Annotated in this window: 20 protein-coding genes and 1 riboswitch; of the genes, 9 read left to right on the forward strand and 11 right to left on the reverse strand. The window is 73.4% G+C overall.

The window, feature by feature from the left end; genetic code table 11:
• Positions 1–82 precede the first annotated feature (82 nt).
• The 3 genes from VGE38_RS15525 to VGE38_RS15535 form a co-directional block, all read right to left on the reverse strand.
• On the reverse strand, positions 83–913 hold the full coding sequence (locus VGE38_RS15525) for a hypothetical protein (RefSeq protein WP_331143461.1): 831 nt from the start codon (positions 911–913) through the stop codon (positions 83–85).
• The gene (locus VGE38_RS15530; RefSeq protein WP_331143462.1) at positions 906–1,409 is read right to left on the reverse strand and encodes a SigE family RNA polymerase sigma factor; all 504 of its coding nucleotides are present in this window, start codon (positions 1,407–1,409) and stop codon (positions 906–908) included. Before VGE38_RS15530 ends, VGE38_RS15525 begins: the two co-directional genes overlap by 8 nt.
• A gap of 195 nt (positions 1,410–1,604) precedes the next feature.
• Positions 1,605–3,428, reverse strand: a complete 1,824-nt coding sequence (locus tag VGE38_RS15535) for a hypothetical protein (protein ID WP_331143463.1) — start codon at positions 3,426–3,428, stop codon at positions 1,605–1,607.
• Between the two features lie 79 nt (positions 3,429–3,507).
• Here VGE38_RS15535 and VGE38_RS15540 point away from each other — a divergent pair, with 79 nt between their 5' ends.
• The 5 genes from VGE38_RS15540 (at position 3,508) to VGE38_RS15560 (ending at position 8,628) form a co-directional block, all read left to right on the forward strand.
• On the forward strand, positions 3,508–4,785 hold the full coding sequence (locus VGE38_RS15540; RefSeq protein WP_331143464.1) for a cell division protein PerM: 1,278 nt from the start codon (positions 3,508–3,510) through the stop codon (positions 4,783–4,785).
• 10 nt (positions 4,786–4,795) lie between these two features.
• Positions 4,796–5,446 carry a phosphoribosylglycinamide formyltransferase gene (gene purN / locus VGE38_RS15545; protein ID WP_331143465.1) on the forward strand — a complete coding sequence of 217 codons (651 nt, stop codon included), beginning with the start codon at positions 4,796–4,798 and terminating at the stop codon, positions 5,444–5,446.
• A 12-nt stretch (positions 5,447–5,458) separates the two neighbouring features.
• A riboswitch (ZMP/ZTP riboswitch) is annotated at positions 5,459–5,535 on the forward strand.
• A 38-nt stretch (positions 5,536–5,573) separates the two neighbouring features.
• Positions 5,574–7,196: a bifunctional phosphoribosylaminoimidazolecarboxamide formyltransferase/IMP cyclohydrolase gene (purH, locus tag VGE38_RS15550; RefSeq protein WP_331143466.1), complete on the forward strand. Its 1,623-nt coding sequence runs from the start codon at positions 5,574–5,576 to the stop codon at positions 7,194–7,196.
• Positions 7,197–7,356: 160 nt separating this feature from the next.
• Positions 7,357–8,211: a bifunctional methylenetetrahydrofolate dehydrogenase/methenyltetrahydrofolate cyclohydrolase gene (locus tag VGE38_RS15555; RefSeq protein WP_331143467.1), complete on the forward strand. Its 855-nt coding sequence runs from the start codon at positions 7,357–7,359 to the stop codon at positions 8,209–8,211.
• Between the two features lie 21 nt (positions 8,212–8,232).
• Positions 8,233–8,628 (forward strand): DUF3017 domain-containing protein, encoded by a 396-nt coding sequence (locus tag VGE38_RS15560; RefSeq protein WP_331143468.1) that lies wholly within the window; start codon positions 8,233–8,235, stop codon positions 8,626–8,628.
• On the opposite strand, the gene VGE38_RS15565 is transcribed toward VGE38_RS15560, so the two are convergent.
• From VGE38_RS15565 to VGE38_RS15575, 3 genes are all read right to left on the reverse strand, one after another.
• Positions 8,625–9,281 carry a TetR/AcrR family transcriptional regulator gene (locus VGE38_RS15565; protein ID WP_331143469.1) on the reverse strand — a complete coding sequence of 219 codons (657 nt, stop codon included), beginning with the start codon at positions 9,279–9,281 and terminating at the stop codon, positions 8,625–8,627. The two genes, VGE38_RS15560 and VGE38_RS15565, sit on opposite strands and share 4 nt — an antisense overlap.
• 11 nt (positions 9,282–9,292) lie before the next feature.
• A complete protein-coding gene (locus tag VGE38_RS15570) occupies positions 9,293–10,273 on the reverse strand; it encodes an AurF N-oxygenase family protein (RefSeq protein ID WP_331143470.1) in 981 nt (326 codons plus the stop codon).
• Between the two features lie 67 nt (positions 10,274–10,340).
• Positions 10,341–11,321 carry a malate dehydrogenase gene (locus VGE38_RS15575; RefSeq protein WP_331143471.1) on the reverse strand — a complete coding sequence of 327 codons (981 nt, stop codon included), beginning with the start codon at positions 11,319–11,321 and terminating at the stop codon, positions 10,341–10,343.
• Between the two features lie 79 nt (positions 11,322–11,400).
• On the opposite strand from VGE38_RS15575, the gene VGE38_RS15580 reads away from it, so the two are divergent.
• Complete coding sequence (locus VGE38_RS15580; RefSeq protein ID WP_331143472.1) at positions 11,401–12,057, forward strand: hypothetical protein; 657 nt, start codon at positions 11,401–11,403, stop codon at positions 12,055–12,057.
• Here the strand turns inward: VGE38_RS15580 and VGE38_RS15585 are convergent.
• Both VGE38_RS15585 and VGE38_RS15590 read right to left on the reverse strand, forming a co-directional pair.
• On the reverse strand, positions 12,054–12,401 hold the full coding sequence (locus tag VGE38_RS15585) for a hypothetical protein (protein WP_331143473.1): 348 nt from the start codon (positions 12,399–12,401) through the stop codon (positions 12,054–12,056). The genes VGE38_RS15580 and VGE38_RS15585 overlap by 4 nt on opposite strands.
• 25 nt (positions 12,402–12,426) lie before the next feature.
• Positions 12,427–13,422, reverse strand: a complete 996-nt coding sequence (locus tag VGE38_RS15590) for an aquaporin (RefSeq protein WP_331143474.1) — start codon at positions 13,420–13,422, stop codon at positions 12,427–12,429.
• A 130-nt stretch (positions 13,423–13,552) separates the two neighbouring features.
• On the opposite strand from VGE38_RS15590, the gene VGE38_RS15595 reads away from it, so the two are divergent.
• Together VGE38_RS15595 and VGE38_RS15600 are read left to right on the forward strand one after the other, a co-directional pair.
• Positions 13,553–15,751, forward strand: a complete 2,199-nt coding sequence (locus VGE38_RS15595; protein WP_331143475.1) for an NADP-dependent isocitrate dehydrogenase — start codon at positions 13,553–13,555, stop codon at positions 15,749–15,751.
• Positions 15,752–15,944: 193 nt separating this feature from the next.
• The gene (locus VGE38_RS15600; protein WP_331143476.1) at positions 15,945–19,496 is read left to right on the forward strand and encodes an ATP-binding cassette domain-containing protein; all 3,552 of its coding nucleotides are present in this window, start codon (positions 15,945–15,947) and stop codon (positions 19,494–19,496) included.
• 57 nt (positions 19,497–19,553) lie between these two features.
• Here VGE38_RS15600 and VGE38_RS15605 read toward each other — a convergent pair whose 3' ends face one another.
• Together VGE38_RS15605 and VGE38_RS15610 are read right to left on the reverse strand one after the other, a co-directional pair.
• Positions 19,554–21,170, reverse strand: a complete 1,617-nt coding sequence (locus VGE38_RS15605) for a methyl-accepting chemotaxis protein (protein ID WP_331143477.1) — start codon at positions 21,168–21,170, stop codon at positions 19,554–19,556.
• 60 nt (positions 21,171–21,230) lie between these two features.
• The gene (locus VGE38_RS15610; RefSeq protein WP_331143478.1) at positions 21,231–21,812 is read right to left on the reverse strand and encodes a phosphatase PAP2 family protein; all 582 of its coding nucleotides are present in this window, start codon (positions 21,810–21,812) and stop codon (positions 21,231–21,233) included.
• A gap of 120 nt (positions 21,813–21,932) precedes the next feature.
• Here VGE38_RS15610 and VGE38_RS15615 point away from each other — a divergent pair, with 120 nt between their 5' ends.
• Positions 21,933–23,195 (forward strand): MFS transporter, encoded by a 1,263-nt coding sequence (locus tag VGE38_RS15615; RefSeq protein ID WP_331143479.1) that lies wholly within the window; start codon positions 21,933–21,935, stop codon positions 23,193–23,195.
• Between the two features lie 39 nt (positions 23,196–23,234).
• On the opposite strand, the gene VGE38_RS15620 is transcribed toward VGE38_RS15615, so the two are convergent.
• On the reverse strand, positions 23,235–24,332 hold the full coding sequence (locus tag VGE38_RS15620; RefSeq protein WP_331143480.1) for a GNAT family N-acetyltransferase: 1,098 nt from the start codon (positions 24,330–24,332) through the stop codon (positions 23,235–23,237).
• Between the last annotated feature and the right edge of the window lie 113 nt (positions 24,333–24,445).

A 24,445-nucleotide genomic window follows, 5' to 3' on the forward strand; every position in this document is an offset into this window, starting at 1 on the left:
CGTCAGACGCCCTGGCTGCTTCGGCAGCCAGGGCGTCTGACGTTGTGACGGCGGTGACGGCGGTGGTACGCCGGGCGGCGGGTCAGCCGCCGTACGTGGACGCCATCGCGTCGACCGTGTCGGCGAGCTGGCGCTGCTTCAGGTCGACCATCTCCTGCACGACCGCCGGGTCGCCGGCACCGCCGAAGTAGCTCTGCAGCAGCACGAGCGCGTTGCCCTCCCGCACGACGACGTAGAGCGTGCCCTCGCCGGTCGGGTAGCCGGAGTCCTCGTCGAGATAGGTGTCGACGTAGGCGACCGCCTCGTCACCCAGGTCGGGGGCGGGAGCCGCGACCGGGTAGGGGCCGATCTGGCCGAGCCCCGGCTTCGTGCAGGCCGCCACCGTCGCGGAGATCTCGGACACCAGGCTGCTGGCCGTCGCCTCATCCGGGTAGGTGGCCAGCGTGCGGGCCTCGCCACCGGAGTTCTCGGCGGGGTTGGACCAGGTCGCCACCAGGGCGTCGCTGGCCTGCGACGCGTCCCAGGCCAGGTTGTCGCCGGCCGGACCGGTGCAGATGTGCAGCGAGAGCAGGCCGTCGCCGAGGTCGGGCTGGTACGGGTACACCTTCGCCGGCACACCGGACTCGCCGCCCATCCCCGCGTCGAGCGGGAAGTCGTCGGCGATGGTCGTGACGACCCGGGCAGGCGTGCTAGGGCCCTCGGTCGCGATCGGCGCGTTGCGGGCGGGGTCCGAGCCGCCCGAGAGGGCGAGGACCGGCGTGATGACGGCCGCCGCGGCGGCGACGCCAGCGACGCCCACCGCGACCTGGGTGCGGCGCCGGCGGCGGTCGCCGCGACGACGAACCTCCGACGGGGGGAGCGGGGTCGGCGCGGACATGTGGTCGGTGAACCCTTCGAAGAGCTGGTCAGGCATGGTTGGCCTCCGGAGCGATGGCGGGGTCGGAGAGCAGGGCGGCGAGCGCGGCGCGCCCACGGCTGAGACGGGCCTTGACGGTCCCCTCGGGGACGCCCGTCTCGCGGGCGACGTCGGCCACGGAGAGATCGGCCAGGTGGTGCAGGACGATCGTGCGGCGCTGGGCGTCGGGCAGCTGCTTGAGCGCCGCGACGAGCGCGACGTGCGCCTCGGACGGCGCCGGCGCGCTGACCGGCGCGGAGAGGGCCCGGTCGGCCGGTCGGCGGCCACGCGTCACGCGCCGCCAGCGGGAGACCGCGAGGCGGTAGGCCGTGGTGCGGACCCAGGCCTCGGGATGCTCGGCCGTGGAGAGCTGCCGGCGGTGCGCCCAGGCCCGGACGTACGCCTCCTGCACGCACTCCTCGGCCTCGTCGCGGTTCCCCACCATGGCGTAGACCTGCGCTGTCACGCGGGCGTACGACGCGGTGTAGAACTCGTCGAACTCGTCGGGTTCCATGGATCGTTCCTTGTCGCTGGGATGGTGAATCTCAGCAGGAATACGCCCGGGGTGGTAGCCCGGTTGCATCGGTTGCCCGGAATGTTTCCTGGTCCAGATGGGTCTCGACGCGCGGTCACGGCCTCGCAAGCTCGGCCGTGCGCTTGCTCGACCTGGCTGACCGTCGCGTCGGGCTCCTTCGTCGCCCGCCGCTGGTCAGCCAGCCTGGGCGAGGCGCTCGGCGGCGCGGTGCGTGAGCGCCACGAAGTCGGCCTCGGCGATCGTCGCGGAGTCCGACGGCACGAAGCCGAGCTGCGCGACGTTGTCGCCGGCCCGGATGATCGCCATGAGGAAGACCACCGACCGGGTCTCGGTGAGCTCGACGGTGACCCGCCACACCGTCGCGTCGAGCCGGCCCGTCGGCGTGGCGACCGCCTGGACGTCGGTGCCCAGGTCGCGTTGCGGGCAGGTGGCGAGCCGGTCGCGGACCGTCGCCACGAAGCGCTGCGCCGCCTTGGGGGTGCCGAAGGAGCCGACGGTCTGGGTGAGCCCGAACTGCGGCGGCAGCCCGCTCGCCTCGGGGATCACGAAGGTGCGCGTCAGGTCGCCGGTGACGCCCTTGCGGTGGAAGACGGAGCTGTCGCAGCGGGTGGCGGCGACGTTCGTGGTGGCCGGCGTCGGCGTGGTGCCCTCCCACGGGTGCGGCACCCCCGGCACCGGCGGCAGGTCCAGCTCGGTCAGCAGTCCGGGGTGCGCCCCGACGGGGAACGGAGGGATCTCCTCGGTGACCGGGGTGCCGGCGCAGGCACCGCCTCCGGGGAGCTCGCACAGCTTGCCGACGGCCTGGGCCAGCAGTCGGGTGGTGCGCGGGACCGGCCGCGGCAGCGAGGCCGGCACGGTGCTCGCCACGGTGGTGGTCGCGAGCCCGGTGCGGGCCACGCCCACGACGATCGCGCGCACCGGCTCGTCCCAGTCCCGCAGCACGAGCGCGGCCGCCTCGTCGCCGACCCCGCCGACGATGCGGGTGGAGACCAGCTGGACCCGGGCGTCGCGGCAGCCGGCGTACCACTTCAGCGTGGCGGCGTAGGCGTGGTGCGCGGCCTCGGGGGTCACGGCGATCTCGGTGGCCTGCGCGGCGGTCCGGCCGTCCGGGTCGCTGCCGGTCGGGTCCGTGGTGAAGGTCCGCAGCAGGGAGGCCTGCCGGCTCCGGTCGGCGAACCGCTGCTGGCACGGCATCACCATCCCGTCGCCGGTGTTGTCGGAGGTGAGGTCGGTGGTCCAGGACCCGGGCAACGCCTCGGCGACCTGGGCGTCGGCGAGCAGTCGCTCGGAGGTGAGCGGGTAGGCCGGCGGCGGGCCGGTGGTCTCCGGGGTGAGCAGGTGCATGCTCTGGAGCCGTGGGCGGACGCCGTCGGTGTCGCTGACCGCGACGCCGGAGCCGAGCAGCGCGGCGACGGCGGCGAGAGCGCCGACCGCCGTGTGGGCGCGCCGCCGGGCTCCACCGGCTCGGGTGAGGATGGAGGGCCGCGGCCAGCGCACGTCGGTGAGCTCGGCGGCCAGTGGCTCGAACAGCGCCAGGATGCTGGTGGTCGGCACGCCACGGTGCAGCGAGAACGCCGCCGTCGCGGTCTGCAGCTCCCGCTCGGCGCGGGCCTGGGTGATGCCCACCTCACGGGCGAGCTGGTCGAGCGGCAGCGTGGTGAGGTGCGCGAGCAGCAGCACCTTGCGCTGCAGCAGCGGCAGCTTCCCGAGCGAGGCCAGGGTGGCGCGGACGTCGTCGGCGATGCCCTTCTCGCGGTGGAAGGGCCGGGTGGAGTGCCGGCGCTGCGCCCGCGACCAGGCCAGCGGGCGCACGTAGCTCTCGGGGTCGGCCAGCCGGCTGATCTTGCGCCAGTGGTGCCAGCCGATGACGAGCGCGTCGCGCACGGCCTTCTGCGCGGCCGGCAGGTCGCCGGTCAGGGCCCAGGTCTGGAGGAGGAGGCGACCACGGACGTCCTTGTAGAACGCCTCGAAGTGGTCTGGATCCGGCCTGTTCCTCATGAGCATCGGACAGGTTACCCGTCGGTCCCGCGGCGTGCCTTGTCCGCGTCGACCCGGCGGCGCGGTGATGATGGGGGCGATGTCCTCGCTGCTCACCTCCCCGACCCGGTCCGCCGCCGAGCTCCAGGCCGAGCTGCGGCACCGCCGCCCGCTCGCGCTCGTGGCGACGCTCGGGGGGGCCTGGGCGGCGCTGGCCACGCTGGTCGTGTGCCTGGCGATCGGGGTGGTCGGGTGGTTCCTGACCGATTCCGGCGCGTACGGCGCGCCCCGGGACGCCCTGCGTGCCGGAGCGACCGGTTGGCTGATGGCGCACGGCTCCGGGCTGCACGTGCGCGGCGTGCCCGTGACCGTCGTGCCCCTCGGCCTGACCCTCGTCTGCGCCTGGGCGCTGTGGCGGGTCGGCCACAAGGTCGGCGACTCGATCTCGGGCCACGGGCCGGACGCCGACCGGATCGCCGACGGCGAGCGCGACCTCACCGTGCCGCTCGCGGCGCTGCTGTTCGCCATCGGGTACGCCGTCAGCGCGATCGTGGTCGCCTCGGTGGCCGGCACCGCGGCGACCGGCCTCGACGTCGGCCGGGTGGGCCTGTGGGCGACGCTGCTGTCGGCCGGCGTCGGGGGCGCGGGCATCGCCGTCGGCTCCGGCCGCGCCGCGATCTGGCTGACCGGCGTCCCGGCGACGCTGCGCGCGGGCGCCGCGGCCTGTCGTGCGGTGCTGCTGGCCTGGCTCGCGGTGAGTGCCGCGGTGCTGGTGGTGAGCCTCGTGGTGGACGCCAGCACGGCGGCGAACATCCTGTCCCAGCTGCACACCGACGCCGGCGCGAGCACGCTCTACTCGCTGCTCACCGCCAGCGTGCTGCCCAACGCGACCCTCTTCGCCGGCTCCTACCTGCTCGGCCCCGGCTTCACCGTCGGCGCCGGCACCCTGGTCAGCCCGTCGGCCGTCGTGATCGGGCCGCTGCCGATGTTCCCGCTGCTCGCCGCGCTGCCCGGCTCGGGGGCGACGCCGGGATGGGCGCCCTGGCTGATGGTGCTGGCGCCGCTGTCGGCCGCACTCGGCGTGGCACGGGTGCAGCGCCGCTTCCCGACCCCGCGGTGGGAGGACGGCGCCGTGCGTGGTCTGGCGGGCGGTGTGACGGCGGGGCTGGCCTACGGCGTCCTCGCGGCGCTGGCCGGCGGTGCCGTCGGACCGGGGCGGATGGCCGACGTCGGCCCGCTCGTCGGCGAGGCCACGCTGCGCGCGGTGGTCGGTTTCGGCGTCGGCGGCCTGGTCGCCGGGCTGGCGATGACGTGGTGGCAGCGCCGCCGCTTCCTCGCCGACGCCGACGCTGACGCCGGTGACGCAGCGACCTCCTAGACTCCCCGCCGTGGCCGAACCCTCCGCAGGATCCTCCCGAGAGCTCTCCGCAGCTCCCGCCCGCCTCGTCGTGCTGGTCTCCGGATCCGGCACCAACCTGCAGGCGCTGCTCGACGCGTGCGCCGACCCGGCGTACGGCGCCGAGGTGGTGGCCGTCGGCGCCGACCGGCCCGGCATCGAGGGCCTGGCCCGCGCCGAACGGGCCGGGATCGCGACGTACGTCCTGCCGGTCAAGGACTTCGCCAGCCGGGAGGAGTGGGACGCCGCCCTCATGGAGACCACCGCCGGCCACGCGCCCGACCTCGTCGTGTCGGCCGGCTTCATGAAGCTGCTCGGCCCCTCGTTCCTCGCCCGCTTCGGCGGCCGCACGATCAACACCCACCCGGCGCTGTCGCCGGCGTTCCCCGGCACCCGCGGACCGGCCGACGCGCTGGAGTACGGCGTCAAGGTCTCCGGCTGCACGCTGTTCGTCGTCGACGAGGGCGTCGACACCGGCGCGATCGTCGCCCAGACGGCGGTGCCGGTCGAGGACGACGACACCGTCGAGACGCTGCACGAGCGGATCAAGGTCGCGGAGCGGGCGATGCTCGTCGACACGGTCGGCCGCATGGTGCGCGAGGGCTTCGCGGTGGAGGGGCGCCGGGTTCGCATCGGCCGCTGAGTTCACGGCATGATGGGTGCACACGACTGGCGCGGGTGGGTGACCACCAGGGAGTGTGTGAGCCGGCATCGACCGCCTGGGTGCCCCTCGTCGAAGAACGACCCACCGATGAGGAAGTGAGCCGCACATGGCTGGCCAGCAGGACAAGATCGCGATCAAGCGGGCCCTGGTGTCCGTCTTCGACAAGACCGGGCTCGAGGACCTCGTCCGCGGTCTGCACGAGGCGGGCGTCGAATTGGTCTCCACCGGCGGCTCGGCGGCGCTCATCGAGTCGCTCGACCTGCCGGTCACGAAGGTCGAGGACCTGACCGGCTTCCCCGAGTGCCTCGACGGTCGGGTCAAGACGCTGCACCCGCGGGTGCACGCCGGGATCCTCGCCGACCGCCGCCTCGACGACCACGTGGCGCAGCTGGCCGACCTCGGCGTCGAGCCGTTCGACCTGGTCGTGGTGAACCTCTACCCGTTCGCCGCGACGGTGGCCTCCGGCGCGAGCATCGAGGACTGCATCGAGAAGATCGACATCGGCGGCCCGTCGATGGTCCGCGCCGCGGCCAAGAACCACCCGAGCGTCGCGATCGTCACCGACGGCGCCGACTACCCGTCGGTCCTCGACGCCGTCCGGGCCGGCGGCTTCACCTACGAGGCGCGCAAGGCGCTGGCCGCCAAGGCGTTCGTCCACACCGCCACCTACGACGTCCAGGTCGCGTCCTGGATGGGCAACGTGCTCACGGACACCTCGGTGGTCGACGGTCGGAGCACCGGCTTCCCGGCCTGGGTCGGCGCGACCTGGGACAAGGCCGCGGTGCTGCGGTACGGCGAGAACCCGCACCAGCCGGCGGCGCTCTACACCTCCGGCTTCGGCCCGGCCGGTCTCGCGACCGCCGAGCAGCTGCACGGCAAGGAGATGTCGTACAACAACTACGTCGACAGCGACGCGGCCCGCCGCGCGGCGTACGACCACGGCGACCAGCCCACGGTCGCGATCATCAAGCACGCCAACCCGTGCGGCATCGCCGTGGGGTCGGTCGAGGGGGGCGTCGCGGAGGCGCACCGCCGCGCCCACGAGTGCGACCCGGTGTCGGCCTTCGGCGGCGTGATCGCCACCAACGTCCCGGTGTCCGTGGCGATGGCCGAGCAGGTGGCGGAGGTCTTCACCGAGGTCATCGTCGCGCCCGCCTACGAGGACGGCGCCGTGGACGTGCTGGCGCGGAAGAAGAACATCCGCATCCTCGTCGCCCCGCCGCTGACGTCCGGCGGCGCGGAGATCCGGCCGATCTCGGGAGGCCTGCTGATGCAGCAGGTCGACCGGTTCCAGGCCCCCGGGGACGACCCGGCCAACTGGACCCTCGCCACCGGTGAGGCCGCCGACGAGGCGACCCTGGCCGACCTGGCCTTCGCGTGGCGTGCCGTGCGGGCCGCGAAGTCCAACGCGATCCTGCTGGCCAAGGACGGCGGCGCCGTCGGCATCGGGATGGGCCAGGTCAACCGGGTCGACTCCTGCCGGCTGGCGGTCGAGCGGGCCAACACGCTCGCGGTCGAAGGTGAGCGCGCGCTGCGCCGATCCGAGGGCGCGGTCGCCGCCTCCGACGCGTTCTTCCCGTTCGAGGACGGCCCCCAGATCCTCATCGACGCCGGCGTCAAGGCGATCGTCCAGCCCGGCGGCTCGGTCCGCGACGAGCTCACGATCGCGGCCTGCGAGGCGGCCGGCGTCACGATGTACTTCACCGGCACCCGGCACTTTTCCCACTAGAGACGGAGCTTGCTCCGGCTCGTAGGTGGGAAGGTCGAGCAAGCGCCGCGACTGAGGAACGAAGTCGCGACGCGCGTGTCGAGACCCATCCACGCCAAGAGACACAGGCGTGGGGACATAGGCGCGAGGGACAGTAGTTCAAGGACAACAGGGAGCAACGATGACCGCACACAAGCTCGACGGCACCGCGACGGCGAAGGCCATCAAGGACGAGCTGAAGCTCCGCGTCGCAGCGCTGCACGAGCAGGGCGTGAAGCCGGGTCTCGGCACGATCCTGGTGGGCGACGACCCCGGTTCGCGGTGGTACGTCAACGGCAAGCACAAGGACTGCGCCGAGGTCGGCATCGAGTCGATCCGGATCGACCTGCCCGCCACGGCCACGCAGGACGAGATCGAGGACGCCGTCCGGGCCCTCAACGACGACCCCGCCTGCACCGGCTACATCGTCCAGCTGCCGCTGCCCGCGGGGATCGACGAGAACCGGGTGCTCGGCCTGATCGACCCGGCCAAGGACGCCGACGGCCTGCACCCGACCAACCTGGGCTGGCTGGTGCTCGGCAAGGAGGCGCCGCTCCCGTGCACGCCCTTCGGGATCGTGGAGCTGCTGCGCCGCCACGGCGTGGAGCTGCGCGGCGCCGAGGTGGTCGTCGTGGGCCGCGGCGTGACGGTCGGCCGCCCCCTCGGGCTGCTGCTGACCCGTCGCTCCGAGAACGCCACCGTGACCCTGTGCCACACCGGCACCCGCGACCTCGCCGCCCACACCCGCGCCGCCGACATCGTCGTGGCTGCGGCGGGTGTGCCCGGCATCATCACCGCGGACATGGTCAAGCCGGGCGCCGCCCTGCTCGACGTCGGCGTCTCCCGGGTCGACGGCAAGCTGGCCGGTGACCTCGCCGAGGACGTCTGGGACGTCGCCGGCTGGGTCTCCCCGAACCCCGGTGGGGTCGGGCCGATGACCCGCGCGATGCTGCTGACCAACGTGGTGCAGGCGGCGGAGCAGTCGGTCGGTCGTTGAGGACCCACTAGGTTGAGCGTCGTGCCCGAGCCCACCGAACGACCCGCCGCGGGGGAGGAGCCCCGGGACGAGCGCGTCCCCACCCCGGAGGAGGTCGCCGCCGAGCTGGTCGCCGCGGGGGTGCAGGCGCCCGAGGACGACGTACGCCGCTACCCGTCCACCATCGGCGGTGTCTGCTACCTGCTGGTGCTCGCGGCGACCCTCGTCGGCCTCGGGGTCGTCACCACCGGGCACTGGCGCGGCGGTGTCCATGTCGTGGCGGGCGCGCTGCTCGCAGCGGCCGGGCTGCGACTGGTCCTCCCGGCCAAGGACGCCGGCATGCTCGCCGTACGCCACCGGCTGCTCGACAGCGGGCTGCTCGCCGCGGTCGCGGTGGCGTTGTGGTTCCTCGCCAGCACGATCCCCGAGCAGGTCTAGAGCCCGGCGCCCACCTCGGGTCGCGGGCTGAGCACCAGGTCGGCGGGGATGTCGAGGCCGAGCTCCTCGGCGACGTCGCCGAGGATGCGGGTCACGTGCCGGGAGAGGCGCACGGCGACGGCCGCCTGGGTCTCGTCGCGGTGGTCGAGCCACCACACGATGCCGGCGTCGACCAGCCCCATCAGCGAGGCGAGCACGCCACTCGGCACCTCGGCGCGCATGCCGCCGGCGGCCAGGTAGGACTGGATCGCGCCGACGAACTCACCCAGCAGCCGGTCCCAGCCGATGCGCACGCCGCTCGAGCGGTGGTGCTGGGTGGCCAGCAGCCGGTAGAGCTGCGGATGCTCGTCGGCCCACGCGACGCCGGCACCGATGACGCCGGCGACGAGCTGTGCCATCGTGCCGCGCTCGGACAGGTGCGGTCGGACCGCGGCGTTGAGCTGGGCGCCGGCGTACCGGGCCACCTCGGCGTCGAGCTGCTCCTTGCTCGTGAAGAGGCGGTACAGGTTGGGCCGCTGGATCCCGCTGCGGGCGGCGACCTCGCCGAGCCCCACGCCCGGGCCGAGCTCCTCGACGGCGGCGACCGCGGCGAGCACCACCTGGTCGCGCCGGTCCTGCTCGCCGCCGCCCCGGGCCGCCGTCGTGCCGCTCACCGGTCGGCCGCTCAGGAGCGCGCCGAGGCGACCGCGCCCCGGAACCGCGAGGGTCGCCCGTCGATGCCCATCCGCCGCCACGCGAACCGGGCGACCGGACCGCGCAGCCCGAGGTCGTCGAAGAGCATCCGCACGTCGCCGTACAGGTCGCGCAGGAACTTGCGCGACTCCTCGGAGTCCCACCAGATCTCGCGCGCGACCTGGTCCGGGATGCCCATGGCGGCGAGGTCCTCGCGGCTCGGCTTCATGATCACGTCGCCCAGCAGCCGCATCACCAGCGGCGTCGCCACGCCCAGGAGGCTGCGCGAGACCGCGCCGAGGTAGGGGACGTACTGGGTGAGGTAGTGGTGGGCGAACCCGATGTGGCGGGCCTCCTCGGCGACGTGGATCGACATGATCCGCTCCAGCAGGGGGTGCAGGTCGCCGTTGCTGCGCAGCAGCCGCTTCTGCAGGTGGTCGATCGGCTCCTCGCCGGCCAGCACACCCATCCAGAAGCCGACGGGCGCCCACTTCGCTGCGCTGGCGATGAGCGGCGACCAGCGGCGGAACCAGGCCGGTCCGCCCTTCACGTCCAGGCCGGTCCGGTTGACGAGCTCCTGGAACATCTGGATGTGGTGGCACTCCTCGGTCGCCTCGTGCATGGCGTACCGGAACTCCGGGTTGCGGTTGCGCAGGTCCGCGTTGCCGAACATGATGCCGGCGATGAGCAGCTGCTCGAACGTCAGCCCGACCTTGGTGAGCAGCGCCCAGCGGTAGATGCCGATCTCGATCTGGCGCTGCTTCGGCAGGGAGCGGTACCACGGGTGGGCGCCGAGGTTGTCCTCCGGGCCGAGGATCCAGCGCTCGTCGTCGCGGCGTACGACGAAGTCGGGGTTGTCCCAGTCGATGTCCTCGAACGCGTCGAAGTGCTGGTGCACGGACGCCTCCGAGAGCGTGGCGAGGTTGCGGCGGTACTCCTCGCGGGAGGTGCGAGGACGGGTGGCTGCGGGCATGGGGGCTCGTCTCCTGGCGTTGATACAGCGTGTATCCGCTAGGGATGATACGCCATGTATCAACGCCTCACACCAGTCCGAGCGCCTTGACCGCGTCCGCCTCCTCCTGCAGCTCGGCGACCGAGGCGTCGATGTGCTGGCGGGAGAAGTCGTCGATCGCCAGGTTGGGGACGATGTGCCAGCTGCCGCCGCCGGTCGTCACCGGGAACGAGGAGACCAGCCCCTCCGGCACGCCGTAGGAGCCGTCGGAGACCACCGCCATCGACCCCCAGTCGTCGGCCGGCGTACCGAAGAGCCAGTTGCGGGCGGCGTCGATCGTCGCCGAGGCCGCCGAGGCGGCCGAGGACAGTCCGCGGGCCTCGATGATGGCCGTGCCGCGCTTGGCGACGGTGGGGATGAAGTCGTTCTCCACCCAGGCCCGGTCCACCAGGTCCAGGGCCGGGCGGCCGTCCACGAGGGCGTGCGAGAGGTCGGGGTACTGCGTGGCGGAGTGGTTGCCCCAGATCGTCATGCGGGTGATGTCGTGTGCCGGCACCCCCGTCTTGCGCGAGAGCTGGGCGATGGCGCGGTTGTGGTCGAGCCGGGTCAGCGCCGAGAACCGCTCCCGCGGGATGTCGGGCGCGTTGGCCGCCGTGATGAGGGCGTTGGTGTTGGCGGGGTTGCCGGTCACCTGCACCCGGACGTTGTCGGCCGCCACGTCGTTGAGCGCTCGGCCCTGTGCGGTGAAGATCGCGCCGTTGGCCTCGAGCAGGTCCTTGCGCTCCATGCCCGCGGTGCGAGGGCGGGCGCCGACGAGCAGGGCCAGCTCGACGCCGTCGAACACCTTCTTCGGGTCGTCGCCGATCTCGACCTTCGCCAGGTGCTGGAACGCGCAGTCGTCGAGCTCCATGACGACCCCCTCCAGCGCCCGGAGCGCCGGGGTGATCTCGAGGAGCCGGAGCTCGATCTCGCGCTCGCCGCCGAGGGCGCCGGAGGCGATGCGGAACAGGAGGCTGTAGCCGATCTGGCCGGCGGCGCCGGTGACGGCCACCTTCAGGGGAGTAGTCACGGCGGCCACGCTAGCAGCGCCGTGACGCGGCTCACAGCCTCTCGCGACCTGCGATGCTGGCGCCGTGCGGGTACGACGGATGGCCGGAGCGGTGCTGCTCCCGCTCGTGCTGCTCCTGGCGGCCGGCTGCGGGACCTTCGCCCAGGAGTACCCGCCCACCGGGGTGGACCAGCTGACGATCCCCACACCCAGTCCGAACCCCGCCGACTTCGTCGCCGGCGTCGACAACCCGTGGCTGCCGCTGCCCGCGGGCGGCGTCCGTCCGGTGCGGGTCACCCGTCCGGGACTGCCGGTGGCCGAGGGGGCCGTGACCGTGCTGGCCGACCCCGTAGAGGTTGCCGGCGTCCCCGCGACGGCGGTCCGCACCGCCGTCGGTGCGACGGTCGCCACCGACTACTTCGCCCAGGACACCGACGGCAACGTCTGGTGGCTCGGCCACGACGATCCGGTCCCGGCGCTGTCGTGGCGCGCCGGGACCGCCGGCGCCCGCGCCGGCCTGGCGATGCCGGCGACGCCGCGGGTCGGCGACGGGTTCCGCCGTGCGCTGGCTCCCGGTGTCGAGGAGCGGGTCGCGCGCGTCGTCGAGATCGCGCCAGAGGAGCCCCGGGCGCCCGAGCAGGTGGTCCTGGAGGTCACCTCGCCGCTCGACGCGGCGTACGAGGCCCGCGAGACCTACCGGCGCGGCGCCGGGCTCGTCAGCCGCAGTGGCAGCGAGGGGCTGCAGCGACTGGACTAGTCGCCGGGCTGGTCGCTGGTCTGGTCGCCCCCGGCCGCGCGCTCCCGCTGCTCCCGCCGCTCCTGCAGGCGCTGCTGGGCTGCGGTGAGGTAGGCCAGACAGGGGGCCTCCGCCCCCGGGTGCCGCTCGGTCAGGTGGAGGATCCAGCGGTCCATGGCCGCCAGGTAGCCGTTGTCCTCTCCGGGGCGGTACGTCGACCACGGCCGGTCACCCTTGGTCAGGCACGTGGTGCACGCGACCTTGTAGACGAACTGCCGGTCGGCGCCGAGGTCGATCCGGACCCTCGCCAGCGGGCCGGCCTCGACAGCCGCCTTCCGCTCGCGCGCCGAGCGGGTCGCGGTCATCGGCCGATCCCTGCGTCGGGGTGGCTCAACCGCGCTGCTCCGGCGTGTCCTGGACCGGCTTCCACTGCTGGGCGGCGTAGTCCCACTCCCAGCCGTCCTGCACGATCCGCGGCGGGGTGCCGGCCGGCTCGGCGGCGGGGTAGTAGCCCGCGCCGGTGGCCGTGTCGTCGCGGACGGTGGTGGTGCCGGCCTCGGCGTCGCCCACGGCGGGGACGACGCCGGTCGCGTCCTGGTTCCACTGCTGCTGGAACGCGTCGGACGCGCCGTACGCAGGCGCCGCGGCGGTGGTGGACCGGCGCCGCGCCAGGCCCGATCCGGGGACGGGCTCGCCGGCACGGCCGAAGAGCAGCGGGTAGGTGATGCCGGCGACGGCGGCTCCTGCCAGCGGCGCGAGGATGAACAGCCACAGCTGCGCGATGGCGTCCCAGCCGGCGAAGAGGGCGGGGCCGAGGGAGCGTGCGGGGTTGACCGAGCCGCCGGTCATCGGGATCGCGACGAAGTAGATTGCCGTCAGCGTCAGGCCGATCGCCGCCGGCGCGAGCGCGGGGTGCTCGTGGCGCTCGTCGGTGACGCCGAGGACGACGTAGACGAACAGTGCGGTGAGCACCGCCTCCGCCAGGAAGGCCGCCCACCAGGCGTAGTCGTTGGCGTTCTGGTCGCCGAAGCCGTTCTGGCCCATCGCGGTGCCGGCCTCGTAGCCGGGGAAGCCCTGGAGGAGGACGAACAGCACCAGCGCGCCGAGCACCGCGCCGACGACCTGCGCGCCGACGTACCACGGCACCTGCCGCCACGGGAGCCGGCCGCCGAGGGCGGCGCCGACCGTGACGGCGGGGTTGAAGTGGCCGCCGGTGATTCGTCCGACGACGTAGGTCATGGTCAGGACGGCGATGCCGAAGGCCAGGCCGGTGGCGACGACGTCGGCGCCGGTGGTCACGGCCGCGCCACAGCCCAGGGCGACGAGGACGAAGGTGCCGAGGGCCTCGGCAGCGATCTTCTGGACCGAGGAGGGAGTCTCTGCCATGGGCAGCACCCTAGTCCTTTGGTCCCAGCCGCGGAGGATGCCAAGGTGGCGGGGGAGCGACGGTCAGGTATCTTGACGTCAAGGAACTTTCTCCCGACCCGAAGCAGTCGACACCCAGGAGTGACGCCGCATGGCTGGAAACGCCCGGATCATCTACACCCACACGGACGAGGCGCCGCTGCTGGCGACGTACTCCTTCCTGCCGATCGTCCAGGCGTACGCCGGCAAGGCGGGCGTCGAGGTGGAGACCCGTGACATCTCGGTGGCCGCGCGCATCCTCGCGCAGTTCGGTCTGGCCGACGACGCGCTCTCCGAGCTCGGCGAGCTGGCCAAGACGCCCGAGGCCAACATCATCAAGCTGCCCAACATCTCGGCCTCGATCCCGCAGCTGAAGGCGGCCATCAAGGAGCTGCAGGCGCAGGGCTTCGCCGTCCCGGACTACCCCGACGACCCGCAGACCGCGGAGGAGAAGGAGATCCGGGCCAAGTTCGACAAGGTCAAGGGCTCCGCCGTCAACCCGGTGCTGCGGGAGGGCAACTCCGACCGTCGCGCGCCCGCCTCGGTGAAGAACTACGCCAAGGCGCACCCGCACACCAACAAGCCGTTCGCCGCCGGCTCGAAGACCAACGTCGCCACGATGGGCGCGCACGACTTCCGCTCCAACGAGAAGTCGGTGACGCTGCCGGCCGACGACACCCTCTCCATCGTGCTCGAGACCTCCGGCGGTCAGCAGATCACCCTCAAGGAGGGGATCAAGGTCCTCGAGGGCGAGATCGTCGACGCCACCAAGATGGAGGTCGCGCACCTGCAGGCGTTCCTGCGCAACGCGATCGCCCGGGCGAAGGCCGACGACGTGCTGTTCTCGGTGCACCTGAAGGCCACGATGATGAAGGTGTCGGACCCGATCATCTTCGGCCACGTCGTGAAGGCCTTCTTCGCCGACGTGTTCGCCCAGTACGGCGAGCAGCTGGCCGAGGCCGGCCTCTCGGCCAACGACGGCCTGGGCGCGATCCTGTCCGGCCTGGACGCCCTGCCGAACGGCGCGGAGATCAAGGCGGCCTTCGACGCCGCCCTCGCCGAGGGTGCGCGGCTGTCCTACGTGAACTCCGACAAGGGCATCACCAACCTGCACGTGCCGTCGGACGTCATCGTCGACGCCTCGATGCCGGCGCTGGTCCGCAACGGCGGCAAGCTGTGGGGCGCCGACGGCGGCGAGGCCGACACGCTCGCGGTCATCCCGGACTCCTCCTACGCCGGCGTCTACCAGACCGTCATCGACGACGTGAAGGAGCACGGCCCGCTCGACCCGGCCACGATCGGCAGCGTCCCGAACGTCGGCCTGATGGCCCAGGCGGCCGAGGAGTACGGCTCGCACGACAAGACCTTCGAGATCCCGGCCGCCGGGACCGTCCGCGTCCTCAACTCCGCGGGCGACGTCCTGCTCGAGCACGACGTCGAGGCGGGCGACATCTGGCGGGCCTGCCAGACCAAGGACGTGCCGGTCCGCGACTGGGTCAAGCTGGCCGTCACCCGGGCGCGCGCCTCGCAGACGCCCGCGGTGTTCTGGCTCGACGAGTCCCGCGCCCACGACGCCGAGCTCATCAAGAAGGTCGCCACCTACCTGACCGAGCACGACACCGAGGGGCTGGAGATCAAGGTGCTCAGCCCCGAGCTCGCGACGGCGTACTCCCTGGAGCGGATGCGCCGCGGCGAGGACACCATCTCGGTGACCGGCAACGTGCTGCGCGACTACAACACCGACCTCTTCCCGATCCTGGAGCTCGGCACCTCGGCGAAGATGCTCTCGGTCGTCCCGCTGATCGCGGGCGGCGGCCTCTTCGAGACCGGCGCCGGCGGCTCGGCGCCCAAGCACGTGCAGCAGCTGGTGGAGGAGAACTACCTGCGCTGGGACAGCCTGGGTGAGTTCTTCGCCCTGGTGCCGTCGCTGGAGAAGTACGCCGAGCAGGCCGGCAACCCGCGGGCCCGGATCCTCGCCGACGCGCTGGACCGCGCGACCGGGACGTTCCTCAACGAGGACCGCTCCCCGGGGCGCAAGCTCGGCACCATCGACAACCGGGGCTCGCACTTCTACCTGGCGCTCTACTGGGCCCAGGAGCTGGCCGCCCAGACCGAGGACGCCGACCTCGCCGCCGCCTTCGGGCCGCTCGCGGAGTCGCTGGCGGCCGACGAGGCGACGATCGTCGAGGAGCTTCTCGCGGTGCAGGGTCAGCCGGCCGAGATCGGTGGCTACTACCGACCCGACGCCGAGAAGACCGCCGCGGTCATGCGTCCCTCGCAGGCCTTCAACCAGGCGCTCGCCTCGCTCTGATCGATCCCGCTGCTGACTGAGCAGCGCCCTCGGACCGTCGACGTGCGTCGCGGAATCCCCGGTTAACCGGGGATTCCGCGACTTCGGGGGCGTTGCAACGCCCCCGAAGTTCAAGTTTCGCCGGTTAACCGGGGATTCCGCGGCGGGGAAAACCAGGGGCGAGATGTCGGTGGTCCGACGTAACGTCGTGTCGATGGCCGACACGATCACGCTCGGGCCCCCGCCGGTCTCGACCCCTTCCTCCACGCCGCCGGCCGACCCCTCGCGTCAGGTCGACTGGCGCCGGCTGCGCGGCCCGCTGACGGTCGCCGCGCTCACCGCCGCGGCGGTCGCGGCGGTCATCGCCACCCTCGGCACCGTCATCGCCGGACGGCTCGCCGAGGACCCCGGCAGCCGCCTGGTCGCGCTGCTCGCGCTGTGCGTCGTCGGTGCCGCCGTCATTGACACGGCCGGCAAGGTGGCCTGGGTCGGCATCTCGGACCGTGTCGAGGGCCGGCTGCGCGAGGACGTCCTGCACGCCGCGCTGCGGCAGCCGCTCGGCGCGCTCAACGAGCAGGCCGTCGGCGAGATCCTCGACCGGGTCGACGACGACTCCCACGAGGTCGGCAACCTGATGCGCTGGCAGCTGTGGATGATGTTCCGCTCGCTGTTCGGCACGCTGCCGATGTGGGTCGTCGCGGGCCTGACCTGGTGGCCGGCGTTCCTGCTGTTCCCGCTGCTGGGCGGCGTGACCTGGCTCGCGATCCGCCGGCTGCTGCGCGAGATCTCGACCCGCAAGGTCGTCGAGGAGATGGCCTGGACCGACCACGCCGCAGCGCTCGAGGAGGGCATCGCCGGCCGCGACGACCTGCGCACCAGCCTGGGGCAGGCGCACGTCCTGGCCCGGGTCGCCGCGCTCTCGGCGGGGGTGCACACGACCTTCCGCGCGGTGGTCGACATCGAGAGCAGGCTGGCCCGCCGGGCCGGCGTACTCCTGCACGGACTGCTGGCCGGCATCGGCGTCGCCGGCGTCGCGCTCGCGGTCGACGGGGACCTCTCGGTCGCGCGACTGGTGACGCTGTTCCTGGTCACCTCGACCTTCGTCGGCCAGATCGCGATGCTCGCCAACCACCTTCCGGACCTGCAGGCGGGGCTGGGCGCCGTCATCCGGCTGCGGCAGATGCTCGCCGTCGAGCCGGAGCCCGAGGGCGGCCTGCCGCTGCCGACCGGATCCGCGCTCGGCATCGAGATCCGTGGCCTCGACTTCGCGTACGCCGAGGGACCGTTCGCACTCCAGGGCATCGACCTCACCGTGCCCGCCGGCCAGACGATCGCGCTGGTCGGCCGCACCGGGTCGGGGAAGTCGACGCTGGCCTCGCTGATCTCCCGGGCGGTGGAGCCGCCCCGGGGGACGGTGTTCGTCGCGGGCGCCGACGTCCGCGACGTCGACCTGCAGCGGCTGCGGGCGGCGGTCGGCGTCGTCACGCAGCGCACCGAGATTCTCGCCGGCACGCTGGCGGAGAACATCGCGCTCTTCGACGACGACCTGCCCCGCGCGGCGATCGAGGCGGCGGTCGCCGAGCTCGGACTCGCCGGCTGGGTCGCCGGCCTGCCCGACGGCCTCGACACCCTGCTCGGGCCGGGCGGCACGTCGCTGTCGGCCGGCGAGGAGCAGCTGGTCGCGTTCGCGCGGCTGCTGGTGCGCGACGTCCGGGTCGTCATCCTCGACGAGGCCACGGCGCGCATGGACCCACTGACCGAGCGCCGCGTCGTCGCAGCCTCCGACCGGCTGCTCACCGGGCGCACCGGCGTGCTCATCGCGCACCGCCTCTCCACCGTCGAGCGGGCCCCGCTCGTGGCGGTCCTCGACCACGGCAGGGTGGTCCAGCAGGGCCGCCGTGCTGACCTCGCGGCCGACCCCGGCCCGTTCCGCGACCTGCTGCGGGCCAGCCGCGACACGCGTGAGGACCCCGTGCCGCCGGGGCCGCCGGCGCCGGCGGCGGTCCCCGACCGGTCCGACGACATCGCTGGCGTCGGCGGCCGGCGGCGGTCCGGCTCGCCCCCGGCCCCGCCGGAGATCGGCAGCGGCCCGTCCCTGGCCCGCGGCATCGCGCATGCGCTGTTCGTCCGGCCCGAGTGGGGGATCCTGGGCGCCGCGATGTTCCTGATCGCGTCGCTGAGCGGCGCGCAGGGCGCCGTGACCGGCCTGGTCTGGGGTCACGTCGTCGAGTCGCTCCAGGACGGCGGTACGCCGCGCTGGCTGCTCGTGGCGCTGGTCGCCAGCCTGCTGGCCGCCCCGGTGGTGCTCGCCGATGCGTTCTGGCGCTACCCGCGCTGGTGGATCGAGGTCATGCTGCGCGCGCGGATGGCGGTCCTGCACGGCCAGACCACGCAGCGCCGCCTGGTCCGCACCCCTGCTGGCGAGGTGGTGGCGCGGTCGATGGACGCCGACCGCTACGCCCGGTACGCCGACCGCTGGGTCGACTTCGTCAACGGCCTGCTGATCGCGTCGGTGACGGCCCTGCTCGGTGGCACCTGGCTCGCCGGGGCCGTGCTGCTCGTCGTGATGGTGACCTCGGCGGTGGCCTCCAGCATCGGCCGTCCGATCGCGGGTCGCTCGGCGGCCGCCTCCTCGGCGGCTCGGGCCCGGTTCGGGCGGGCGCTGGTCTCGGCCCTGGAGTCGGCCCGCACCGTCAAGCTCGCGGCGGCCACCCCGCAGGTCCAGGCGCACCTGAAGAAGGTCGACGGCGGGCGGGTGGCCGCGGCGATCAGGGAGCACCGGGTGCAGGCCTTCCTCGACGGCGTCCCCACGGTGATGGTCCAGTGTGGCGTCGTGGCGGCGTGGGGGATCTACGTCGGCGGAGGCTGGTCGTTGGCCACCGCGCTGCTGGTCGCCAACGCGGTCTCGGGCTTCGACTGGTTCGGCCGGGTCGCCGGCATGGTCGTCACCGAGGCGCCCGGCACCCGTGCCTGGCAGAAGGAGACCAGCCGGTTCGCCGGTGGCGCCGACCTGATGGACCTGCCGCCCGGGGTCGACCTGGTCTCCGGTGCCGCTCCCCGGCCCGCGCCCGTGGAGCGGGTGCCGCTGCGCCGGCTGGAGCTGTCCGGCTTCGCCGCCGTGCACGAGGACGGCACCATCGGCGTCACGGGCGTCGACCTCACCGTCGCGGCGGGCGAGCTCGTGCTCCTGCTCGGCCAGGTCGGGGCGGGCAAGTCCAGCCTGCTGTCGGCGCTGGCGGGGCTCATCGACCACACCGGCACGATCCGGTGGAACGACGCCCCCGTCACCGACCCGCAGGTCTTCCTGCGGCCGGCCCAGGTGGCCCACGTCGCGCAGGTGCCGCGCGTGCTGTCCGGCACCTTCTCCGACAACGTGCGCCTCGGCCACCAGCGCGCCTTCGACGGGCCGGTGGCCGACGCGCGGCTCGAGCCCGACATCGCGGAGGCCGGCGGCAAGGACGCCCTGGTCGGACACCGCGGCGTGCGGCTCTCCGGCGGTCAGGTGCAGCGGCTCGCGCTGGCCCGCGCGCTCGCCACGGACGCCGAGCTGCTGCTGGCCGACGACGTGTCCAGCGCGCTCGACGCCGCCACCGAGCTCGAGCTGTGGGCGGCGCTGCGCGCCCGCGGCGCCACGGTGATCGGCGCCACCTCGAAGCGCGCCGCGCTGGGTCTGGCCGACCGCGTGGTCGTGCTCGCCGACGGCGAGGTCGCCGCGACCGGTCCCTGGCACGAGCTCGCCGCGGACTGGTCCCACCTCGCCGGGTGAGCGCGCGGCCTTGCCCCGGCCACGGGGGCCGACCGCGCCGTCCCGGGCGTGGCGCCGTCAGTACCGGAAGGTGGCGACGAGCTCCTGGAGCCGGAGCGACATGCGGGAGAGCTCGCCGACCGCGGTGCTGATCTGCTGGACGCCGTCGGTCGTCGCCTCGGAGGCCCCGGCCAGTGTGTCAGTCGCGGCGGCGATCTCACCGGTCCCGCCGGCGGCGTCGGACACGCTGCGGTTCATCTCCTTGGTGGTCACCGACTGCTCCTCGACCGCCGCGGCGATGGTGTGCTGCGACTCGCTGATGCGGGCCACCACCCCGCCGATGCGGTCGATCGCGGCGACGGCACCACTGGCGTCGGCCTGGATGGCGCCCACCCGGGAGGAGATGTCGTCGGTGGCCTTGGCGGTCTCCTGAGCCAGGTCCTTGACCTCGTTGGCCACGACCGCGAAGCCCTTGCCCATCTCGCCGGCGCGGGCCGCCTCGATGGTGGCGTTGAGCGCGAGCAGGTTGGTCTGCTCGGCGATCGAGCTGATGAGCTTCACGACGTTGCCGATCTCCTGGCTGGAGACATCCAGCTGGTCGATGGTGCGCCGCGTGGTGTCCGCCTCCGCCACGGCCTCCTGGGCGACGCTGACGGCGTGCTGGGCGCTGCGGGAGATCTCTCCGATGGAGGCGCCCATCTCCTCCGAGGCCGCGGCCAGGGTCTGCACGTTCTCGGAGACCTGGCTCGCCGTGGAGCTCACGCCCCGGGCGCGCGCCGATGCCTCCGCCGCGGAGCTCGAGATGCGCACCGACGTACGCTCGATGTCGTCGGCGGTGCTCGCCATCGTCCGTGCGGAGTCCGCGAGGGTCGAGACGATCGTGCGCAGCGAGGCCATGGTGGTGTCGAACGCCGCCGCCAGCCGGCCGACCTCGTCGCGCTGGTCGAGCTGGGGCGAGGCCGTGAGGTCGCCCTCGGCGACCTGCGTCAGCGCCGTCACGCACCGACGCAGCGGCAGCACGATGGAGCGGGTGACGACGACGCCGAGGATGACCGCGGCCAGCAGCGCGAGGAGCGCCGCGCCCACCACGGCGGTGCGCGCGAGGCCGGCGACCTCGTCGGAGCGCTCGGCGAGCTCCTGTCCACGCGCGTCGACGGACGCCGCGATCTTCTCGGTGCTCTCGAGCAGGTTCGACCACGCGCTGTCGAGGTCGTTCTGGAGCAGGTGCCAGGCCCGCGCCATGCTGGTGTCCGAACCCTCCCCGATCGCGGCGAGCATGTCGTCGTTGATCGCGAAGTAGTCGTCCCAGAGCTCGTCCATCGAGTCGAACTCGGCGCGTTCGGTCGTGCTGAACGCCTCGGTGTCGATGTCGTGCAACAAGGCGTAGACGGCGTCCTTCGAGGCCGTCAGCCCGACGATGTTGTAGGCGTCCGGTGCGATGGCCGCGGCCGGGTCGTTCACCATCGCATCGGCGTAGATGTAGCCCTGCCAGCCACTGATGTCGGCGTCGAGGTAGCGCAGCTCCTGCACGTCGTCTCGCAGTGCCTGCAGCTGCTCGGTGTCGGTGCGCAACTGCTGTTGCACGCTCATGCCGTAGGCGCCGGCGGCGGCCACGGCGACCAGCAACAGGCAGACGATGCCGAAGGCGATCGCCAGCCGACGTCCGATGGCGACATTGCTCAGGAGCCTCTTCACGTACGGCACCATCGGCAGGGTGCGTCAGTGGTCTGAGTCACTGAGCCCCAGCAGTTCGCGTCAGCGTGCCGCCAGGCGGGCCGCCGCCTCGGACACGCCGAGCGCCACACCGACACCGAGCACGAGCCCGGCCACCGCGTCCGTCGGATGGTGGGCGCCCTGGTGGACGCGGACGTACGCCGACAGGCCGGTCAGCGCCGCCAGCGCTGCTCGTGCCCATGGCGGCACGGCCGGCAGGAGCAGGGTCGTGCCGCAGGCGGCAAGCGCCGCGTGGCCCGACGGCATCGCACCACCCTCCAGCGGGGCGTCGTCGCGCAGGTGGGTCGGCAGCACGTAGAGCGGCCGTGGCCGAGGGCGGAGCTTCTTCGTCGCGACCTCCAGCCCCTTCTCGACGGGCAGGCAGGCGAGTGCCACCGCCGCGTCGACGGGCCGTCCCCGCGCGGTCGCGACCGCCGCGACGGCGGGGAGGGTCCACGGCGTGCCCCACTGCTGCGGGACGCGCAGCCACGGCCGGCGTCCGCCGCCGTTCGCGCGGGTGAAGACGGCCTGCTCACGCCGTCCCGGCTCTCGCGCGAACCCGACCGCCAGGCCGGCGTACGCCAGCAGCAGGCCGCCCGCTGCGTACGCCCGCGCTCTCCCCATGGCAGGCCGTTGCCCGGCGCGCGGGTGACGCATGCCGGTCCCTGCCGACGGCTGTCGGGGAATACCGCGGATCGCGGGCCGGTTGCGTCGGGGCACACCTCGGATCGACGAAAGCGACGGATGACGAGCCCCGTATCGAGCCCTGCCACCAGCGAGTCGACAGCCGCCCCGGCGGCCAGCGCGACCGCCACCCCGCTCAGCAGCGCTCGCGTCAGCGTCGCGATCCTGGCCCTGGCCGTCGGTGGCTTCGCGATCGGCACGACCGAGTTCATGACCATGGGCGTGCTGCCCCAGATCGCCGACGGTCTCGACATCTCGGTCCCGCAGGCCGGGCACGTCATCTCGGCGTACGCCCTGGGCGTCGTGGTCGGCGTCCCGATCCTGTCGCTCTTCGTCGCGCACCTGCCGCGCAAGGGCCTGCTGCTGACGTTCATGGGCGTGTACGCGGCCTTCAACCTGCTCTCGGCCGCCGCACCCGACTACGAGGTGCTGATGCTGGCGCGGTTCCTCGACGGGCTACCGCACGGCGCCTACTTCGGCGTCGCGTCCCTCGTCGCCGCCAGCCTCGTCTCACCGGAGCGGCGCGGTCGGGCCGTGGCGATGGTGATGCTCGGCCTCTCGGTCGCCAACGTCCTCGGCGTGCCGGCGGCCACCTGGCTGGGGCAGCACGTCGGCTGGCGCGTCACGTACGCCGTCGCCGCCGCGCTCGCGCTCGCCACCGTCGCCCTGGTGATGGCCGTGGTCCCGACCAGCCCCGCGGCCGAGAGCACCGGACGGTCCGAGGCGCGCGGCTTCTTCACCAACGCCCAGGTCTGGCTGACGATGGTCGCCGGCGCAATCGGCTTCGGCGGCCTGTTCGCCGTCTACTCCTATATCGGCAAGATCGTCCCCGACGTGGCCGGACTCTCCGAGGGCACCGTCCCGGTGTTCGTGCTCGCGCTCGGCCTCGGCATGGTCGTGGGCACGATCCTGGCCGGGGAGCTGGCGCGCTGGTCGGTGTTCAAGTCGCTGCTGCTGTTCAGCGCGCTGTCGGCCGTCATCATGGGCGTCGTCTGGGTGGTCGCCCCGCACGGCTGGCTGCTGCTGCCGGCGGTCTTCGCGACCACCGCGATCGGCTCGGTCGTCGCGGTCAACATGCAGATCCGCCTGATGGACGTGGCCGGCGACGCGGTCACCCTCGGCGCGGCCATGAATCACGCCGCCCTCAACATCGCCAACGCCCTCGGCGCCTGGCTGGGCGGGCTGGCAATCGCGTGGGGCTACGGCTACCGCTCGACCTCGCTGGTCGGCGGCGGCCTCGCGGTGCTCGGGGTGCTCATCCTGCTGTGGAGCGCAGCCGTGCACCGGCGTACCGCCCCGCGCGCCGCTGACCCGGGCACCTGACCTGGCTCACCGCGACACGCCGGAAACCGGTTGGTGAGGTCAGGTGCCCGCGGCCGGGTCGGTCGCGAGCAGGTCGTACGACGCCAGGTCGACCACCTCGCCGGCACCCGTGCGGGCGGCACGTCGGGCGATGCCGATCTGGCGCATGCCGATCCGCTCCAGGACACGTCGCGAGGCGAGGTTGGGCGCCGCGGCGTTGCCGGTGATCCGCTCCAGCCCGAGCGCGCTGAACCCGTGCCCGACCGCCGCGGCGGCCGCGCGGGCCGTCAACCCCCTGCCGCGGCTGTCGGGATGCGTCCAGTAGCCGACCTCGGGCTCGGGGAAGCGGTAGAGCCCCACCACGCCGGCGAGCCGCTCGTCGCCAGGGGTGCAGAAGGCCCAGGTGACGGTGTGGTCGGTGGCGAGTCGCTCGGTGACCTGCTCCAGGTAGGAGCGGGCGTCGGCCTCGTCGGGGTCGCGCGGCAGGAACGACAGCCAGTACTGCGTGTCGGCGTCACCGATGCCCTCGACGATCCGCGGCACGTCCGCCTCGGTGAGCGGGCGCAGCACGACGCCGTCGGCCGCGATCCGGGGATTGGCGAGCCAGCGCGTCCGCGGCTCGCGCGGGTCCTCGCGCAGCAGCGTGCCGACCCACGCGTCCGTCGGCTCGCCGCGGTGGTCCAGCCACCGCCGCACGGTCCCGTCGAGCGAGAACCCGACCCTCCACGCCAGCCGGCGGCTGGCCCAGTTGCCGCGCGGTGCCCACCACACCACCGTGTGCAGGCCGAGCTCCTCGAACCCCCACGCCAGCAGCAGCCGGACGGCACGCTCCATCACGCCGGTCCCGCGCACGTCCGGGTGGGAGCCGTAGGCGAGCTCGGCCCGGTGCGAGCCCTCGTTGCGCAGCGAGACGGTGCCGGCGTACCGGCCCCCGAACTCCACGGCGAAGCCCCACTCACGGTCCGAGACCCAGCCGCCCGGCATCACCTCGCCGAGGAACGCACGCGCGTCGTCGAGGCCGTATGGCGACGGCACGGTCGTCCACCGCACCGAGTCCGGGTCCACCGACTGCTCGACGATCCGCTCGGCGTCGGAGGGCCGGTGCACCCGCAGGGTCACGGTCCCGTCGGTCAGCGTCGGCGGGATGCGGAGCGTCATGGCCGCACCCTGCCAACCGCTCGACGGCGCGGCAACCCGATTCGGCGCGGCGCCCCGTGTCCGGCGCCCGCACCCAGCGACGGGCGTCGCGTCGCGATCAGGGAGAATGACCG

It is taken from the genome of Nocardioides sp. (assembly GCF_036405735.1).
Taxonomy (GTDB): Bacteria; Actinomycetota; Actinomycetes; order Propionibacteriales; family Nocardioidaceae; genus Nocardioides.

Coding starts and splice junctions, on each gene's coding strand:
- VGE38_RS15570 (WP_331143470.1), bottom strand. CDS start 10,273: ATGCCCGCAGCCACCCGTCCTCGCACCTCCCGCGAGGAGTACCGCCGC.
- VGE38_RS15525 (WP_331143461.1), bottom strand. CDS start 913: ATGCCTGACCAGCTCTTCGAAGGGTTCACCGACCACATGTCCGCGCCG.
- VGE38_RS15580 (WP_331143472.1), top strand. CDS start 11,401: ATGGCCGGAGCGGTGCTGCTCCCGCTCGTGCTGCTCCTGGCGGCCGGC.
- VGE38_RS15590 (WP_331143474.1), bottom strand. CDS start 13,422: ATGGCAGAGACTCCCTCCTCGGTCCAGAAGATCGCTGCCGAGGCCCTC.
- VGE38_RS15620 (WP_331143480.1), bottom strand. CDS start 24,332: ATGACGCTCCGCATCCCGCCGACGCTGACCGACGGGACCGTGACCCTG.
- VGE38_RS15530 (WP_331143462.1), bottom strand. CDS start 1,409: ATGGAACCCGACGAGTTCGACGAGTTCTACACCGCGTCGTACGCCCGC.
- VGE38_RS15585 (WP_331143473.1), bottom strand. CDS start 12,401: ATGACCGCGACCCGCTCGGCGCGCGAGCGGAAGGCGGCTGTCGAGGCC.
- purH (WP_331143466.1), top strand. CDS start 5,574: ATGGCTGGCCAGCAGGACAAGATCGCGATCAAGCGGGCCCTGGTGTCC.
- VGE38_RS15595 (WP_331143475.1), top strand. CDS start 13,553: ATGGCTGGAAACGCCCGGATCATCTACACCCACACGGACGAGGCGCCG.
- VGE38_RS15555 (WP_331143467.1), top strand. CDS start 7,357: ATGACCGCACACAAGCTCGACGGCACCGCGACGGCGAAGGCCATCAAG.
- VGE38_RS15615 (WP_331143479.1), top strand. CDS start 21,933: ATGACGAGCCCCGTATCGAGCCCTGCCACCAGCGAGTCGACAGCCGCC.
- VGE38_RS15540 (WP_331143464.1), top strand. CDS start 3,508: ATGTCCTCGCTGCTCACCTCCCCGACCCGGTCCGCCGCCGAGCTCCAG.
- VGE38_RS15535 (WP_331143463.1), bottom strand. CDS start 3,428: ATGAGGAACAGGCCGGATCCAGACCACTTCGAGGCGTTCTACAAGGAC.
- VGE38_RS15610 (WP_331143478.1), bottom strand. CDS start 21,812: ATGGGGAGAGCGCGGGCGTACGCAGCGGGCGGCCTGCTGCTGGCGTAC.
- VGE38_RS15600 (WP_331143476.1), top strand. CDS start 15,945: ATGGCCGACACGATCACGCTCGGGCCCCCGCCGGTCTCGACCCCTTCC.